This is a genomic window from Leptotrichia sp. oral taxon 417, assembly GCF_013394865.1.
Taxonomy (GTDB): Bacteria; Fusobacteriota; Fusobacteriia; order Fusobacteriales; family Leptotrichiaceae; genus Leptotrichia; species Leptotrichia wadei_A.
On record NZ_JABXYV010000001.1, the window covers coordinates 516480 to 533542 of the forward strand.

A 17063-nucleotide genomic window follows, 5' to 3' on the forward strand; every position below is an offset into this window, starting at 1 on the left:
GTAAAGGAGGTGTACGTAATTTATGGCAAACATTAAGGAAATTTATTTGGCTGGAGGTTGTTTCTGGGGTGTGGAAAAGTTTTTTAAAATGGCTCCAGGTGTTATTAAAACATCAGTTGGCTATGCAAATGGACAAACTCTAGATACTAATTATGATATTCTAAAAATGACTGATCACGTTGAAACTGTGCATATAACGTACGATGCAGATCAAGTATCTCTAAATCAGCTTCTCAACTATTATTTCTCAATAATTGACCCGACAAGTATTAATAGACAGGGACTTGATGAAGGTCGACAATATAGAACTGGAATTTATTATGTGGATAAAGATGAATTAAATACAATAAGGACAAGGGTAGAAAATGAGCAGAACAGATATTCAAGAGAAATTCAAGTAGAAGTTAGGCCGTTAAAACATTATATCCTAGCTGAAGAATACCATCAAAATTATTTAGATAAGAATCCTAATGGATACTGTCATCTGGATCTTGAAAATGCTATAAAAATTTTTTCAAAGGAATAAAATAAGAGTATAAAATAATAAGTCGGGAAATCCCGACTTTTGCTTTTTTTGATTTTATCTATTTTCCATTAGAATAATGGATTTGTTATGAATTTTATTTTTCAAATTTAAGTATTAATTGCTATTACTTGAATTACCTGAATTTGATTTATTAGAATTTATAATATCTTTACTTAAAACAGAATATAAAAGATTTACATATCTCTTGGCTGCGTGAGGTTTTGGATGTGTTCCATCCTTGTAAAAATATTGCTGTTTTCCTTTTGAATATGAATACCAGTCGATTACTTTTATATTTGGATTTGCAGAACTTACTTTTTTAATTTCTGCATTAACGCTATCTTGCCAAGGATCAGGCATAACTGTATTTATAAAGTAAACATCATGACCTTGCAACGTTTGTAAAACAGATTTCATATCCTTTTCAAAAATTGTACCATTTGTACCAAGAGCAATAACGACTATTTTTTTCAATTTTCCATTTTGAGCAAAATTCTTTAACATGTTTGGCAATTCATAAAATTGGCGACCGACTTTTGTTTCTATAATGGCATTTGGATATTTTTTCTTCAAATCAAATTTTGTCATATGAAGTACCGAATCTCCAATAAACAATATTTCCCTTTCATCGTTTGGATATTTTTTCAAAATTTCATCTTGAATTTTAGATTCCGCTTCAATACTTTTTGAAGGTGTATTTAAAGCCGCCAGCAATTTATCTATTGTCAGTTCTTCATTTTGGGAATTTTGTACTGCTGCAGAAGCAGTATTTGCTGGAGTTTCCTTTTTATTTTCTTCAGCGGCTGGAGTCTCCAAAGCTTTTTGAACTTCCTTCATTTCTTCCAGATCTTTATTTTCATAAACTGGAGAATATACTAAAATTGCAAGAATAGCGGCTAAAACTGGATAGTTAGCATAATTTATAGCTTTCTCATATTTCTTGCTATTTTTTTCAAGCAGAATATAGCATAGTTCTGAAATTACAATTAGAATAACAACTTGAATGAAAAATTTCTGCATATTTGAAAGTTTTGCCCATTTAAAATATTCACGTGTAAATATCATAATAGGGTATTGCCATAAATAGTACTGATACTGATGCTGTCCTAATCTTATAATTGGATTAAAAATTTTTGGATGTTTTGAAAGACTGAATTTCTGTAATTCTGGCTTTGAAAATAGCAAGATTGTAAATCCAATTAAAATACTGGCTAAAAACATTAATCCGTAATAGTTATAGGCATTTCTGTAATCTATTCCAAAAGAAAAGAAAATAAGAGATGCTAAACCAAGTATTCCTAAAATAAATATAATTTTCTTCTCGATCTTATTTGTGATTTCCCTATTTGCATAAAAACAAGCTATTCCAGCAGGAATGAAAAATGCAAATGCACGAGTGTCGGTTCCATAATATATTCTTGAAAAATCTGCTCCTTCTGGAGAATTTGAAGTTACATAAAATACGTAAGCCATCATTAAACCTGAAGCTGTCCCAATTACCAAAAGAACAATACCGATTATGTTATTTTTTAATTTAAGTTTTTTCAATCCTTGAATTAAAATTGGAAAAAATACATACATTTGAGTCAAGAAGGATAATGCCCAAACATGAGTAAGCGGTAAAATAATTCCAAAGTTATCAAAATAGGACATTTTTGAAAAAATTTGATAAATATTATTTAGTCCTAATATTGAAAATAATGCACTGTATTTATACTTATCTTCAAGTCCATTATTTACGAAATATAATGCTATAGTTGAAATTAAGATAACAATTAAAAGGCTTGGGTAAATCTTTTTTAATCTTCGATTAATTACAGAAAATATTGAAAAATCTCTTGAAAGCAGACCGCCAGTTACCAAATATCCGCTTAATGCAAAAAATATAACAACTCCAATATAAGTTCCCTTGTAGGAAAACCAGTGATAGACACAAATAAGAACAAGTGCAACTGCCCTTAATATGTCAAGACTTTGTATTCTTTGTTTTTTCATAAATAAAAAAATTCCTTTCTTTTTTATCTTTTAATATAATTTATTTGATTTATATAACGTTAAAATTTTTACTGCTAAAAAAAATTAATATTGAAAAAAACTACCTTAAAACAAACATTAGAAATTGTTAAATCTATTTTTGTGATAGCTCAACTATTTAAGTTTGAAATTAAAGCAGTTTTTGAAATTTTGTAATTAAATTGTGAATATTTTGGAATTATGAAATTAATAGTTTTTTATTGTATCTTTTGTTAAATTTCTCAAGTCTATTATTTTTTCACTATTTCCATCATTATTTTGTGGATTTGAAGGATTATTTTTCAAAGAATCATTATTTTTTGTATCCTTATTTTCTTCTTCTTTATTTTCTTCAAGATAATGTTTTTTAATTTCATTTGTTAAAAAGTCTGCATAATATCTTTGTCCTTTATCATTTGGATGAGTTCTGTCCTTGTAAAAATATTGATTTTTACCTTTTGCGTAAGAATACCAGTCTATAAGATAGGCATTTGGATATTGAGCAACTTTTTCCTTAAGTTTTTTATTTACTTCCTGTTCCCATGGATCTTTATGTGCAGTATTCATAAAGAATACATCTTTCCCATTTGCCATTTTCATAACATAGTCAAAATCTTTATCTGTAAATTTTCCATTTGTTCCAAGGTGAACAACTAACGTAGTTTTCAACTTTCCATTTTCAACTAATTTTGTAACAATTCCTGGAAGTGTTGAAAATTGACGTGAAATTTTTGTGTCAAAATATGGATTTTTAAAATTAGGAGCAATATACTGCTTACTGCTATCCATTATTGAATCTCCTACAAATACAATATCTTCTGGAACTTCGCCAGCAACAATAATTCCAGAACCAAAAATTAATACAACTAGCATAAATAAAATTTTTTTCATAAAATTTCTCCCTTTTTATATTTTAAATTATAAGTTATTATAAAATATAATTTTACTTTTGTCAAATATTTAAAAAAATTTAGATTTCATTAATTATTATTTTAGAAAAACTAAAGATAAAAAAGAAGAGGCTAACCTTTAATAAAGTTACCATTTAAAGATAGCCTCTCTACTTAAATTAATTATTTAGTTTTCCAAATTTCATCTTCATATTGTGCAATTGTTCTATCTGATGAGAAGAACCCTGCTTTTGCCATATTGTTTATTACTTTTTTGTACCACAAGTCTTTGTTTTCATAATCTTTAAACATTCTTTCCTTTGTATTGCAGTAATCTGCAAAGTCAATTAAAGTCATAAACCAGTCTTTATTTATTAATTCATTTTGAAGTCTTTCCAATCTTTCTTTATTTCCAACTTTAATTAATTCATCTGAAGTTATGAAATCAACTACTTCTTTAATTCCTTCTTGTTCATAGTAATCTTTTGAAACATAACCTGAAGTTTCATATAATTTTATTATTTCATCACTTTGTTTTCCAAAAATATAAATATTTTCATCGCCTACAAGGTCATGAATTTCCACATTTGCTCCATCCATTGTTCCAAGTGTCAATGCTCCATTTAGCATGAATTTCATATTTCCAGTTCCGCTGGCTTCTTTTGAAGCAAGAGAGATTTGTTCTGAAATATCAGTTGCTGGAATAATTTTTTCAGCTAATCCTACATTATAGTTTTCAACTAGGTAAACATTTAAGTATTTGTTTACTTCTGGATCGTTGTTTATAATTTCTGATAGACAAAGTATCAAGTGGATTATGTCTTGGGCAATAATGTAGGCTGGTGCAGCTTTTCCACCAAATAATACTGTTATTTTTGTTTCAGGCAATTTTCCATTTTTAATATCTAAATATTTTTTAATTACATATAAAGTGTTCATTTGTTGACGTTTATATTCGTGGAATCTTTTAATTTGAGTATCAATGATACTATTTTCATCTATAATGATTCCTTGTGTATGTTTTAAGTATTTTTTCAATTTAATTTTATTTTCGTGTTTAATTTGCGCTAATTTTTCATATACATTTTTGTCATCTACAAATTTCAAAAGTTCCTTTAATTGTTCAGCATCTTTTAAATAATCTGTACCAATTAATTCTTTGAAGTAATCAGCCAAGTCTTCATTACAGCTTTCAAGCCATCTTCTAAATGTAATTCCATTTGTTTTATTATTGAATTTTTCAGGATAAATTTCATAGAAATCCTTAAGTTCACTATTTTTCAATATTTCAGTATGCAAATAAGCAACTCCATTTACACTTGAAGAAAAGTGAATATCCATATTTGCCATGTGAACTCTATTTTGATCATCTATAATTTGTACCTTTTTATTTGAATATTTATCTTTTATAATTTTATCCAGTTTTTTTATAATTTCAACAATATTTGGCACAACTTCTTCCAAATAATCTAAAGGCCATTTTTCCAATGCTTCTGCCAAAATTGTATGATTTGTGTATCCAGTCATTTTTGTTACAATTTCCACTGCCTCATCAAAAGAAATATTATGTTCTTCAGTCATGATACGAATTAATTCAGGAATTACCATACTTGGATGTGTATCATTAATTTGAACAAAAGCATAATCTGCTAAATCATGAATATTGCTTCCTTTTTCAGTTGCTTCAGCAATAATCAATCTTGCTGCATTTGATACCATGAAATATTGTTGATAGATACGTAGCAATTCCCCTTTTTTTGTACTGTCATCAGGGTATAGGAATAATGTTAGATTTTTTTCAATATTTTCTTCATCGAATGAAATACCATCTTTTATTAAATTATAGTCAATACTTTCAATGTCAAATAAATTTAAGTAATTTTTTGTATCTCTTTCATATCCTAAAATGTCAATTCTTTTTAATTTTGAATGTAAAGTGAAATTTTTGAATTTAACATCATATCCGATATTTGTATCTCTTAACCAGCTTTCATCTTCAATCCAGTAGTTTGCTTCAGCCTTTTGCTCATTATTTCTAAAAACTTGCTTGAATAATCCGCAATGATAGTTAAGTCCAACTCCTTCTCCATTAATTCCCAAAGTTGACATTGAATCAACGAAACAAGAAGCAAGTCTTCCAAGTCCACCATTTCCCAATGAAGGTTCTGTTTCAACTTCTTCCACGTGGCTTAAATTTTTTCCTGCAGCCTTTAATTCATCTCTAACTTCTTTATAAATTCCCAAGTTAATCAAGTTGTTTGATAATAATTTTCCAATTAGAAATTCTGCAGAAATATAGTATATTTTCTTTTTAGATTCATTTTTAGTTTTTTCATCTGCTCTTTCTTTAATATATTCAAGCAACTTATAGTAAATTTCTTGATTTGTCATTTCACTTAATTGCTTTTCATTTTTTTTATTTAAAAAATCTGTAAATTTATAACTCACTGTCTTAAATTGTCTCCTTTTAAATTTTATTTTTATTTTATAATATTTTTTTATATCATTTAAACTGCTTCAAAATTGGAAAATTAAAATTAATGAACCTATAGCTTGAGTATCCATTCATAATTTTTGTATCCAATTTTAAAGTTGTTTTACTATGTTGGTCCTATTATATAACTATTTTTTTAATTTGTCAAGACATTTACGTAAATGTAGACAAAAGGCTTAAAATATAACTTAATAGGTATCTTTACAAAAAGTTTTTTTTAAAATATCAAAAAAAATAAAAAAACCCAGAAAAATTTCTGAGTTTTATAGGCTTTGGTATAAGCCGGATTCTGTATTAGTTAATCATTTATCTAAATCAATAATTGCTTATGGATTTTAGCGAGCTACCAATCAAGCCAAGACGGGCCGTCTCTTAACAGCTTTCTGCTTGCCCTTGCTTTGAGAGGGGTTTACCTAGCTGATTTAATCTCTTAAATCACTGGTAGTCTCTTACACCACCTTTTCACCCTTACCTGAAAAAAATCAGGCGGTTTCTTTTCTGTGGCACTTTCCTTAGGATTTCTCCCAGCAGCCGTTAACTGCCTCTCTTGCCCTGCAAAGTCCAGACTTTCCTCTTAAAAATTTTTGTTCTAAAAATTCTCAAGCGATTAACTCCAAAACCTGAATTTATATTACCATTTTTTTGTTATATTTGTCAATTTATTCTTTTATTTTATTTACTCGGAAAGAATTTGAAGAAACATAAATTTTTTATCAGTTATATTGAAAAAAATAGTGGCAGAAAAATTAAAAAATTTGAAATATTTTCTTGCTTGTGATATAATAAGACAGGTTTTAATAATTAGAAAAAAATTTTGAGGTGATTATAAAAATGAAAAAATTAACATTATTTTTTATGGCATTGCTTGTATTTAATGTGTCATTTGCAAAGGAAAAGGAAAAGATTGATACGACTTTTACATTTCAAGGGTATTCTCCAACATCAAGCAGCAGTATAAGGGTCAGTCCTAGAACAAAAATTACGAAGAACTCAAAAATTTCTTATCCATCGTTTATAGGTGGCGCAAATTCTGATATTGTTAAGAATATGAATGCAATTATGGAAAACTTTATTTCAAGATATAAATCCACAAAACATGTATCATATAGTACTTCTTATGAAGTTACAGCGGAAAACAGTTTATTTTTAAGCGTTTTGTTTACAATTAACTTAACAGATAACGATACAGGACAAAAGACAGTTCTTCATAATGCAATATCTTATAACTTAAAAAGTGGTAAACAATTGCAACTTAAAGATTTATTTGTAGATGGATTTAATAGTGAACTGACAGATGTTGTAAATTCAAGATTTAAACAATTTGGACTTCCACAAATTGATAAACTTGATGATATTGACAGACAACAAAGTTTCTATTTGGAAAACGATGCTCTTGTCTTGATTTTCAATAAAGGAGAAGCTTCTAACTTTGCTGATGGAGAAGTTTATATTCCATTCTTGCTTACAGACTTGATTGGTCTTTTGCGATAATTTACATAGAAAATATATATAAAAATACACTAAAAATAATTTACTTTAATTATGATAGTGTATTTTTTTATATTTTTGTATATAAACTTGACTTTTTAATTAATTTATGGTATTATTAATTAATTTCTAATCAAAAAAAAATTTTGACATATAATGATTTTTTGTATCTTATTTTTTGCGAATCTTTTTCAGTTAATGAAGCGAATAAATTATTGATATTCAGAGCTTGAATAGAAAAGAACTGAGCAAAAACAGAATTTATTAATTGAGAAAAACAATATAAGAAAGGATGTTGGGAATAAATTAATATTAACAGGAGTCAAAATTTCAAATATGAAGAATATTGAATAAAGAATTTAGTAGGCATAGAATATATTTTGATGGAGATTTTGAATATAAAAATAAGTTAGATGAATTAGAACAGGGGGAAAATATGGCTTTGAAATTCTTCATTGAAAATAAATGAAACAAAAACTCAAAATCTTGAAATAAAAAATAATTTGCAACAAAATAATAACAACAATTTAGAAGATGTTTTAAAAAATCTGAGAGAAAGGATTGGTAAATAGAATGAGAAAATTAAAATATATTTTGTTATTTGTAATACTAATATTTGGATTGAATTCTTGTCTAACTACATTGGTAGGTTGGGGAATATGTGAAGAAATTGGTTGTACTCCATCACCAAAAAAAAATGGAATCGAGGGAGTAGAAATCTTTGCAGAAGAAAATTTTATAGAATTTAAAAATTATTTTGAGTCATTAAAGAAAAGAGAAATTGTAATGGTAAAAGCTGGAATCAATGAAACTTTTAATGTTAATCTTCCTAAAAATTTTATATTAAAAAAATTTGATAAAATTGATTATTATCTGTATGATAAAGAAAAAAAAATAGGTTTTTTTGTAATAGAAGATTCAAGAAACCGTGATAAAAAATATATAAAAAATATATTTAATGGAACTGATAGAAAAGATTATAAAATTATAAATGTTAATAAGGGTGTACAGACATTAAAAGACAAAGAAGGATTAATTTTAAAATTAAAAAAAATTTCAGAAAATTATTATGCCTCAGCGAGTTTTTATGAAAGAGATGAGCATTCAAAAGAAATAGAAGAAATTTATGATTATTTATTAGAAAAAATGTAAGAATTGGGGTGTATTTAAAATTTTGAACAATTAAGTAAGGCACTAGTTTTCAATATTGCATATAATTTAAATATTCGATATTAAATTCTCAATTTTTTTGATAAAAAAAGAAGCTGAACACAAAATTTTAATCATTTTGAACAGCCTCTTTTTTATATGCTTGATTGGGAACTGTATAAATTTATACTTAACCTTAAAGATTGTATTTTATTTTGTAGCTTTTTCTATAATAATTTGTCGATTATAAGTATCCATTTTAGCTTTTGCTCCAATTGGAACGGTTATAAAAGGTCTTACGTGTCCAGACTTGAAGTTTTTTATGATTGGGATATTTAATTTTCCAAAATTGTCATAGAATACTTCATCAATTGTCATGTCTGTAGGATCAGCCTGTTTTGGGTTTTTAAAGTCGCCAAGTATGATTCCTTGTAATTTGTCAAATTTTCCAGCGAGTCTAAGCTGCTGTAACATTCTATCTATACGATAGCTTGCTTCATTTGTTTCTTCCAGAAAAAGTATTTTTCCATCTGTATTAATTTCGTGATCCGTTCCAAGCGTTGCAACTACTAAGGACAAATTTCCACCAGTAATTTTTCCGCTTCCACGTCCATTTTTCATGATTGAATATGTATCATCAAAATCTAGCAAGTTGTATGATTCATTGCTCATAAACGCTTTGTTAAAAGCATTTTCTGTAACAGGAGGAATGTTTTTTAAGTTATCAGCCATAGGTCCTTGAAATGTTACAAGTCCTGTTTTTTCATTAATTGCCAAAAGTAATGTTGTGTTATCGCTAAATCCTGAGATGATTTTAGGATTTTTTTTAATCGTATCGTAATTTAATTTATCTACGATTCTGATTCCGCCATATCCTCCACGTACAGCGAAAATAGCCTTGATATTAGGGTTAGCAAACATATCGTTTATATCCTTTGCCCTCACATTGTCAGTTCCTCCAAATCCATACCATTTTGAATAAAATGATTGACCATAGACAACATTGAATCCTCTGCTTTTTAAATATTCCACTTCTGCATTGCTGTTTTCGTTAGTGTAGTTTGCAGGTGCGATTAAACCGATTGTGTCGCCAGGTTTTAAGCCTTCTGGAATAATAATTTCATTTTCTGTGGTATTTTTGCTGTTTTGGTAATTTGCGGAATTTCTTATTCTTGTGCTTATTTCTGAAGATTTTGATGATTTGTATGCAGCGGCATTTAATGTAAGGCTGGCTATGGCTAATACTGCTATTAATAATAATTTATTTGCTTTAATTGTTCTCACATCCTTTAAATTTTAATTTCTTAGATTATTTAAAAAAACAGGCAATTTATCTTAACTGGTAAAAGTTAGAGATACATTGCCTTTACAATTCATTATTTCAATTGTTTATTATTTCATTGCTTGAACTTGTTTTAAAACTTCTGCTGCTCCATTTACTTTGTTATTTACAGCTTCTTGTAAAATTTTGATTGCTTCGGCTTTTTTACCTAATCCAGCATAAACTTGACCTAAAACAACTTTTGCATTATTATCTTTGTCTTCGTTTATTGCCTTTTGCAAATATTTTTCAGCTAATGATCCTGCACCAACGCTTCCAAAGTAAGTTCCAATTTGTCTATTTGTTACTTTTGGTGAAGCTGATTTTAATTGGCTATAAATTGAATTTACTTTTGCTGTATTGTTTTGTACTTCGTAAATTCCTAAAAGCAATATTTTTGCAGCTGAATTTTTAGGTTCAACAGCTATTGTTTTTGTTAAAAATTCTTCAGCTTTTGCTGGGTTGTTTTGTTGTAAATAATAAGTTCCTAATATTTCAAGGATTTGACCGTTTTTACCTTTTGCGGCTGTATTCATTTCTAATAAATATTTTTCAGCTTGTGCTGGATTTTTTTCATTCATTGCAAGTTCAGCTAGTAAAATTCCTGCTCCGTTTACACGGTCTGAAGCTCCTGTATATGCTTTTTGCAAGTAAGACTTGGCTTGTGCAGTATTATTTTTGGTTAAATAATATTGCCCAATGTTGTAATTAACTTCAGCTACGAAATCTTTATTTGCAGATTGTACAGCTTTGTTATATCTTGCAGTTCCTTTTGATTGTTCGTTATTATCAAAGTAGAAAATAATTAAGCTTGATACTACATCAGCATTGTTTCCACCAGATTTTTCATCTGTCCAGATAATATATTTTTCAGCATCAGCCTTGTTTTTTTGTTGGATTCCTACAAGGTAAAGTAATCTTGCGGCTTCAACAGCTTCTGGAGTTGTAGATGATCCATTTCCCCAAGCTGCTTGTAAATAAGGTTTTGCTTGAGCTATTTTATTATCTTTTAAATAATAGGCTCCTAATTCAAGATTTGCTTTTTGTGCATAAGAAGCGTCTGTTCCTTTTGCAACACCTTCTAATACTTTTACAGCATCTGTTATTTTATTTTCTCCAGCTAATTTCACTGCTTTTTCATAATCTGTTTTTCCATCAGCAAATGAGATGGCTCCTGTGACCAAAATGGCTCCTATTAGTAATAGTTTTTTCATTTTTCCTCCTAATTAATTTGACAATTTACAAAAATTAAAAATTTATATAATATTTAAAATTTTTGCAACTTTTTCATTTATTATATCATTTGCTTATTTGATTTTGCTTATAAAAAAATATAAAAAAATTTAATAAACTCTACAAAAAGCATTTTTATGATTATTTTCTATTTATATTAAATATTTCTTAAGGCATCAACTAATTCTGTTTTTGAAGCAGTTTTTGCATCTACGCCTTTTATAATTTTAGCAGGTGTTCCAGCTACAACTACGCCTTCAGGCACGTTTTCGGTTACGATTGCTCCTGCCGCAACGACAGATCCCTTTCCGACTCTTACACCTTCCAGCACAACTGCATTTGCTCCTACAACTACATCATCCTCAATAACTACTGGATCAGCTGAAGGCGGCTCAATAACTCCCGCAAGCACTGCACCCGCACCGATATGACAATTTTTTCCGACTTTTGCACGTCCGCCAAGAACAACGTTCATATCAATCATTGTTCCTTCACCAATTTCAGCACCGATATTTATAACAGCTCCCATCATAATAACGGCTCTGTCTCCGATGCTTACTTTATCACGGATAAATACTCCAGGCTCAATTCTTGCATTAATATTTTTAATGTCAAGCATAGGCACACCAGAATTTCTTCTGTCATTTTTTAGATAATAATTAGTAAGATTGTTTTCTTTAATAATCTTATCAATTTCTTCCCAATCTCCAAAAACTACTTTTAATCCATCTTTTCCAATAACTTTACAAGAATAAGCATTTTTTATATCTTCATCTGTATAAAGTTCCACAGGCGTAGCTTTTTTCGCATCAGCAATGTATTGAATAATTGCCTTTGATTTTTCTAATTCTGTCATTATACTCCTCCATTTTTATATATTTTGACTTTTAATCATTGCATTTTTCGTATTTTAGCATTTTTTTTTGATTTTTACAACTATAATTATTTTTTTAATTTGATTAATATACTTTTATATGTGTTTAGAATTTAATAAAATAAAAATTTTGGTTATCAAAATAATATTATTTGTGGAAGTTTTTTTATAAAAATGTTAAAATATAATTGTAGATACAAATATATTGATAATTAAATAAATAAAGGTTATTTTTAAGATCGGATATTAGAATTTTAGTAAGAATTTTTTAAATAAATTTTATTGGAGAGAAAAGACAGGAGCAGAAAAAGAGAGGAATGGTGGAAGGATGAAACTGGATAATTTTGAGAAAATTGAAAATTATGAAGCAGAAAGAGAAAAAAAGGAGCTGGATTTTATTATAAATCTGACAAGGGAAGCGTTGACTGATCCTGAAAAGGAAAAGGAATGGAATGCGGTTAGAACTTCATTTGCGCTTTATACTGAGGGAAGAAAAAAAGGGACATTTATGATAAGACCTCGTTTTTTTGAAAGTAAAATTGAGATTGAAGATTTTGAGTATTTGCTGGATACTGTGCAAAAATACTCTGATAAAAGGCTTCATCTTACAACTAGGCAGGATTTTCAGCTGCATGGAATAAAAAGGGAAAATTTGCCAGATTTACTGGAAACTATTTCAAAAAGAGGTTTTTTTACAAAAGCGACTTGCGGAGATTCGACTAGGGCGGTAATTACACCGGAAACAACAGGCTTTGAAGAAGAAGTTTTTGATGTTTCACCTTATGCAAAAATTACGACAGATTATATTTTAGACGGTCGTACATTTATGCATTTGCCAAGAAAATATAAAATTGCTTTTTCAAATAAGGAAGAAAATTCGCTTTATGTAAAAATAAACGACATTGGATTTCAAGCGGTAATTCAAGATGGGAAAAAAGGATTCCGTGTGTATGTTGGCGGAGGAATTGGACCGATTTCAACTAATGCCATTGTTTTAAGGGAATTTATTGAAGAAGATGAGTTTTTGTATTACATACATGCAATAAGAAGCGTGTTTAACGATCATGGAAATCGTAAAATTCGTGCAAGAGCAAGACTTCGTTATGTTTTATTAAATTTGGGAGAAGAAAAATTTTTGGAATTGTGTAACGAATATATTTCTAATTTTTATGCAGAAAAAGGGGACAGCCTTAAAATTTATACGAGAAAATTGCTTGATGAAAGAGAAATTTTAGATAAAGAGAAGAAATTGAAAAAAATAGAATTATTTTGCAGCGAAGAAAATACAGATGAAAGCATTAAAAATGATGAATTTGTAAAAAGCGACAGAAATATTGTGGCTGGAAAGTATAAGGGAGAATATGGATATTATTTAAGACCTGCGAGAGGAAATATTTATAAGGAAGATGGAGAAAAATTAATTGAATTTGTAAAAAATTTGGATTACAAAGTTGAATTGAAACTTACAAGTTTTCAAAGTATTTTGGTTCGTGGACTTAAAAAAGAAGATGTTTTAAAATTAAAAGAAATTATGAGCGAATATTACGGAGGAAATGAATTTTACAGTTCATATTCTTGTATCGGAAGTACAACTTGTAATGTTGGAATTTTAGATACTCCGCCAATTTTAGACTATATTTTTGAATTTTTTGACAATGATGAAAAAAGAAATCTTACAAATTATTTGCCGCAAATAAGAATTGCTGGATGTCCAAATTCATGTGCAACACCTCAAATTGCACGTCTTGGATTTAGTGGAAGACGTAAAAAGGACGGAGAATATTTTGCAATTTTTGTAAGAGGAGAATTTACAGGTAAAACTGTAAAACTAAATGAAATTGTGGGAGAAATAAAAGCAAGCAAAATACCATATTTTCTTGAAGATATTGCAAATATTATAAAAAATGAAAATATTGAATTTGAAAAATTTGCAAATGAAGATAGATTTCTTGGATTGATTGAAGATTACAAAGAAATTGAAGTAGAAAATGTTGATTTTAATGAATTTCGTAAAATTGATGCCGAAAAGGCTTGGTAAAATGAAAAAATGTGAGGGAATATATGTATGTTGAATTAAAAAATATAAATAAAATGTATAACGACTATAAAGCGTCAAATGACATTAATTTAGGAATAAAAAAAGGGAAATTAGTGGCATTATTAGGACCTTCAGGAAGTGGGAAATCTACGATTTTGCGAATGATTGCTGGATTGGAAACACCTGATTCTGGGGAAATTGTGATAGACGGGAAAGTCGTGAATGATGTTTCGCCTAGTAAAAGAGGGATTGGTTTCGTTTTTCAAAATTATGCATTGTTTCGTTATATGACGGTTTTTGATAATATTGCTTTTGGGTTGAAAATTGTGAAGGAGAAAAAGTCGGTTATTAAAGAGCGAGTGGAAAAATTGATGGAACTTGTGAATATTAAAGGACTTGGGAAACGGTATCCAAATCAGCTTTCGGGAGGACAGCGACAAAGAGTGGCTTTTGCGAGGGCGTTGGCTCCAAATCCTGAAATATTGTTGCTTGATGAACCTTTTGCGGCAATTGATGCGAAAGTTAGGCAAGATCTTAGGAACTGGTTACGGGAAACGATTGATAAAGTGGGAATTACAAGCATTTTTGTGACTCATGATCAGGAAGAAGCAATTGAAGTGGCAGATGAAATTATTGTTACAAATCGAGGGAAAATCGAGCAAATTGGGACACCAAAAGAAATTTATACTAATCCAAAGACTGCGTTTGTGGCAAAATTTATTAAATAGTGCAAGAACACTCGTGACTTTAGTCGTGAGATGAATTGCACGAAAATTTTAGTAAGCATATGGGGAAACTTGTATGTAGACACGGAGCAAAACCGTGCAACAAAGAAACTGAATTGCTGGGAACTCTTAAAGCTAGTATGACCACAACATAATACCTAGGTAATAATACATGGTATAAGTGTGATGGTGGCGAAAGCAGAAAAAATATACTAGATGGTGCAAGGTTAAATCCTAAACATTATGATAATAGACAATCAGCAGCTAAGCCTGAAAAGGAAAGTTCAACGACTATCCCTCGTGAGGGGAGTACAATACAAGCGATAGGTATTGGAAGTGGTTTCGCCTAAGGTGTTGAAATACACTATGGATAAGATATAGTCTGTGCTTGTTAGAGATAACAAGAAGTTCAAGATACTAACCTATTAACAAGTTAATGGGAATAAGATCGGGAGAACTGCACAAGTAGTAGCGAACTTATGTGAACGACGCTTCCCACTGTTGTGGGGTTTTAAAAACTTTAAAAATATTTAAAAATAAACAGATAAAATGTAGAATACATGATATAATATCTCTGATGAAAAGGAGGTGATTATATATGTATTTAACATTAAAACAACAGGTAAAACATCTTAGTAGAAAGGAGTTTAGGAATTTAAAATATTTATCTCATATAGCCAAGAACTTAACTAATGAAGCTATATATAATATTAGACAATACTATTTTAATAAGAAAAAGTATTTAAGTTATAATGAAAACTATAAAATGCTTAAAAATAGTGAAAATTACAAGAAATTAAATTCTAATATGGCTCAGCAAATTCTAAAAGAAGTAGACGGAAGTTTCAAATCATTTTTTGGACTTTTAAAACTTGCTAAGAATGGTCAATATGATAATAAAAAAATAAAATTACCTAAATATCTTGATAAAGATGGTTTTACAACTCTTGTTATAGGTTTTGTAAGATTAAAAGATGATATTCTGATAGTTCCTTATTCAAATTCGTTTAAGAAAACTCATCAGGAAGTTAAAATTAAGCTACCACCAGTATTGAAAGGCAAGAAGATAAAAGAGATTAGAATAATACCAAAACAACATTCTAGGTACTTTGAAATTCAATACATTTATGAAGTAGAAGAAATTCAAAGGGAATTAAATAAAGAAAATGCACTAGGAATTGATTTAGGTATAAATAATCTTTGCACTTGTGTTACAAATACTGGAGCTTCATTCATAATAGATGGTAGAAAATTAAAATCAATAAATCAATACTATAATAAGATAAATGCAAAATTACAAAGTATAAAAGATAAGCAAAAGATTGAGCGCACAACATTAAGACAAAAGAGAATAGCCAGAAAGAGAAATAATCGTATAAATGATTACCTTTCAAAAGCAGCAAGAATAATTGTAAATTATTGTCTTAATAATGATATAGGAAAAATAGTTCTAGGATATAATGAAGATTTTCAAAGAAATTCAAATATTGGAAGTATAAATAATCAAAACTTTGTAAATATACCATATGGGAAATTAAGAGATAAACTAATATATCTATGTAAACTATATGGAATAGAATTTAAGCTGCAAGAAGAAAGTTATACATCAAAAGCAAGTTTCTTTGATGGAGATGAAATTCCAATATATGATAAAGAAAATCAAAAAGAATATATATTCAGTGGAAAAAGAATAAAAAGAGGACTATATCAAACAAGCACAGGTAAACTCATAAATGCAGATTGTAATGGAGCATTAAACATATTAAGGAAAAGTAAAGTTGTGGATTTAAGTATCCTATACAATAGAGGTGAGCTGGACATGCCTAAAAGAATAAGGGTAGTGTAAAGCTATCAAACTTCTTAGAAAATTTTTGAATATTTTTAAAGATTTTAGAATCCTGCGACTTTAGTCGTGGGAGGTTCAGGGGAAATCCGACAGAGTTGGAAAATATTAATAAATTTAAAGGTTTTGAAAATTTAGAAAATGGACAAAAGGCAATTATTCGTCCAGAAAATGTAAGTGTTATAAAGTTAAATGAGAATTTTAGATATTCGGCTTCGGTTGAAACTGGAATCGTGGAATATACGTTATTTCGTGGAAAAGAGGTTGAAATTGGTGTTAGAATAAACGGAGTTTTGATAAAAGGGAATCGTAAAATTGAGGAAGAATCGGTTTCTGTGAATGAGAAAGTGAATATTTATATTTACAGGGCATATGCTTTTGGTGAAGATGAAAAAGTGGAACTTGTGGAAAATGCGAATATTAAAAATCAAAATGATGTTATTATTTAGGTTTTGTAGATTGTGAGGTG

Annotated in this window: 14 protein-coding genes and 1 other RNA gene; 8 read left to right on the forward strand and 7 right to left on the reverse strand. The window is 28.8% G+C overall.

Annotation, left to right across the window (positions count from 1 at the left end; translation table 11 throughout):
* The first annotated feature begins 22 nt into the window (after window positions 1-22).
* A complete protein-coding gene (gene msrA, locus HW276_RS02600) occupies window positions 23-526 on the forward strand; it encodes a peptide-methionine (S)-S-oxide reductase MsrA (protein ID WP_147003019.1) in 504 nt (167 codons plus the stop codon).
* A 114-nt stretch (window positions 527-640) separates the two neighbouring features.
* On the opposite strand, the gene HW276_RS02605 is transcribed toward msrA, so the two are convergent.
* From HW276_RS02605 to rnpB, 4 genes are all read right to left on the reverse strand, one after another.
* Entirely contained in the window at window positions 641-2521 is a 1881-nt protein-coding gene (locus HW276_RS02605) for an acyltransferase family protein (RefSeq protein ID WP_178937309.1), read from the reverse strand.
* A 225-nt stretch (window positions 2522-2746) separates the two neighbouring features.
* A complete protein-coding gene (locus tag HW276_RS02610) occupies window positions 2747-3430 on the reverse strand; it encodes an acetylase (protein WP_147003021.1) in 684 nt (227 codons plus the stop codon).
* A gap of 182 nt (window positions 3431-3612) precedes the next feature.
* On the reverse strand, window positions 3613-5877 hold the full coding sequence (gene glgP, locus HW276_RS02615; RefSeq protein ID WP_178937310.1) for a glycogen/starch/alpha-glucan family phosphorylase: 2265 nt from the start codon (window positions 5875-5877) through the stop codon (window positions 3613-3615).
* 308 nt (window positions 5878-6185) lie between these two features.
* Window positions 6186-6546: RNase P RNA component class A (rnpB, locus tag HW276_RS02620), an RNA gene on the reverse strand.
* Window positions 6547-6754: 208 nt separating this feature from the next.
* On the opposite strand from rnpB, the gene HW276_RS02625 reads away from it, so the two are divergent.
* Window positions 6755-7414 (forward strand): RsiV family protein, encoded by a 660-nt coding sequence (locus tag HW276_RS02625; protein WP_178937311.1) that lies wholly within the window; start codon window positions 6755-6757, stop codon window positions 7412-7414.
* A gap of 570 nt (window positions 7415-7984) precedes the next feature.
* Entirely contained in the window at window positions 7985-8563 is a 579-nt protein-coding gene (locus HW276_RS02630; protein ID WP_178937312.1) for a hypothetical protein, read from the forward strand.
* Window positions 8564-8770: 207 nt separating this feature from the next.
* On the opposite strand, the gene HW276_RS11950 is transcribed toward HW276_RS02630, so the two are convergent.
* From HW276_RS11950 to dapD, 3 genes are all read right to left on the reverse strand, one after another.
* On the reverse strand, window positions 8771-9844 hold the full coding sequence (locus HW276_RS11950; protein WP_178937313.1) for an LD-carboxypeptidase: 1074 nt from the start codon (window positions 9842-9844) through the stop codon (window positions 8771-8773).
* A gap of 108 nt (window positions 9845-9952) precedes the next feature.
* Window positions 9953-11095, reverse strand: coding sequence for a hypothetical protein (locus HW276_RS02640; RefSeq protein WP_178937314.1), 1143 nt, complete (start codon window positions 11093-11095; stop codon window positions 9953-9955).
* 176 nt (window positions 11096-11271) lie between these two features.
* Window positions 11272-11970, reverse strand: a complete 699-nt coding sequence (gene dapD / locus HW276_RS02645) for a 2,3,4,5-tetrahydropyridine-2,6-dicarboxylate N-acetyltransferase (protein WP_178937315.1) — start codon at window positions 11968-11970, stop codon at window positions 11272-11274.
* Between the two features lie 346 nt (window positions 11971-12316).
* Here dapD and HW276_RS02650 point away from each other — a divergent pair, with 346 nt between their 5' ends.
* The 5 genes from HW276_RS02650 (at window position 12317) to HW276_RS02670 (ending at window position 17043) form a co-directional block, all read left to right on the forward strand.
* Window positions 12317-14026, forward strand: coding sequence for a nitrite/sulfite reductase (locus HW276_RS02650; protein WP_178937316.1), 1710 nt, complete (start codon window positions 12317-12319; stop codon window positions 14024-14026).
* Between the two features lie 23 nt (window positions 14027-14049).
* Window positions 14050-14754, forward strand: a complete 705-nt coding sequence (locus HW276_RS02655; protein WP_255460293.1) for a sulfate/molybdate ABC transporter ATP-binding protein — start codon at window positions 14050-14052, stop codon at window positions 14752-14754.
* Window positions 14755-14789: 35 nt separating this feature from the next.
* The gene (locus HW276_RS02660) at window positions 14790-14906 is read left to right on the forward strand and encodes a MarR family transcriptional regulator (RefSeq protein WP_178936916.1); all 117 of its coding nucleotides are present in this window, start codon (window positions 14790-14792) and stop codon (window positions 14904-14906) included.
* A 443-nt stretch (window positions 14907-15349) separates the two neighbouring features.
* Entirely contained in the window at window positions 15350-16597 is a 1248-nt protein-coding gene (locus HW276_RS02665; protein WP_178937317.1) for an RNA-guided endonuclease TnpB family protein, read from the forward strand.
* 95 nt (window positions 16598-16692) lie between these two features.
* Window positions 16693-17043 (forward strand): hypothetical protein, encoded by a 351-nt coding sequence (locus HW276_RS02670; protein ID WP_255460294.1) that lies wholly within the window; start codon window positions 16693-16695, stop codon window positions 17041-17043.
* The last annotated feature ends 20 nt before the right edge of the window (window positions 17044-17063 follow it).

What these genes read in the sequence shown, in the direction of transcription:
- msrA (WP_147003019.1), top strand. Translation starts at nt 23, where the DNA reads ATGGCAAACATTAAGGAAATTTATTTGGCTGGAGGTTGTTTCTGGGGT.
- HW276_RS02605 (WP_178937309.1), bottom strand. Translation starts at nt 2,521, where the DNA reads ATGAAAAAACAAAGAATACAAAGTCTTGACATATTAAGGGCAGTTGCA.
- HW276_RS02610 (WP_147003021.1), bottom strand. Translation starts at nt 3,430, where the DNA reads ATGAAAAAAATTTTATTTATGCTAGTTGTATTAATTTTTGGTTCTGGA.
- HW276_RS02625 (WP_178937311.1), top strand. Translation starts at nt 6,755, where the DNA reads ATGAAAAAATTAACATTATTTTTTATGGCATTGCTTGTATTTAATGTG.
- HW276_RS02630 (WP_178937312.1), top strand. Translation starts at nt 7,985, where the DNA reads ATGAGAAAATTAAAATATATTTTGTTATTTGTAATACTAATATTTGGA.
- HW276_RS02640 (WP_178937314.1), bottom strand. Translation starts at nt 11,095, where the DNA reads ATGAAAAAACTATTACTAATAGGAGCCATTTTGGTCACAGGAGCCATC.
- dapD (WP_178937315.1), bottom strand. Translation starts at nt 11,970, where the DNA reads ATGACAGAATTAGAAAAATCAAAGGCAATTATTCAATACATTGCTGAT.
- HW276_RS02650 (WP_178937316.1), top strand. Translation starts at nt 12,317, where the DNA reads ATGAAACTGGATAATTTTGAGAAAATTGAAAATTATGAAGCAGAAAGA.
- HW276_RS02655 (WP_255460293.1), top strand. Translation starts at nt 14,050, where the DNA reads ATGTATGTTGAATTAAAAAATATAAATAAAATGTATAACGACTATAAA.
- HW276_RS02665 (WP_178937317.1), top strand. Translation starts at nt 15,350, where the DNA reads ATGTATTTAACATTAAAACAACAGGTAAAACATCTTAGTAGAAAGGAG.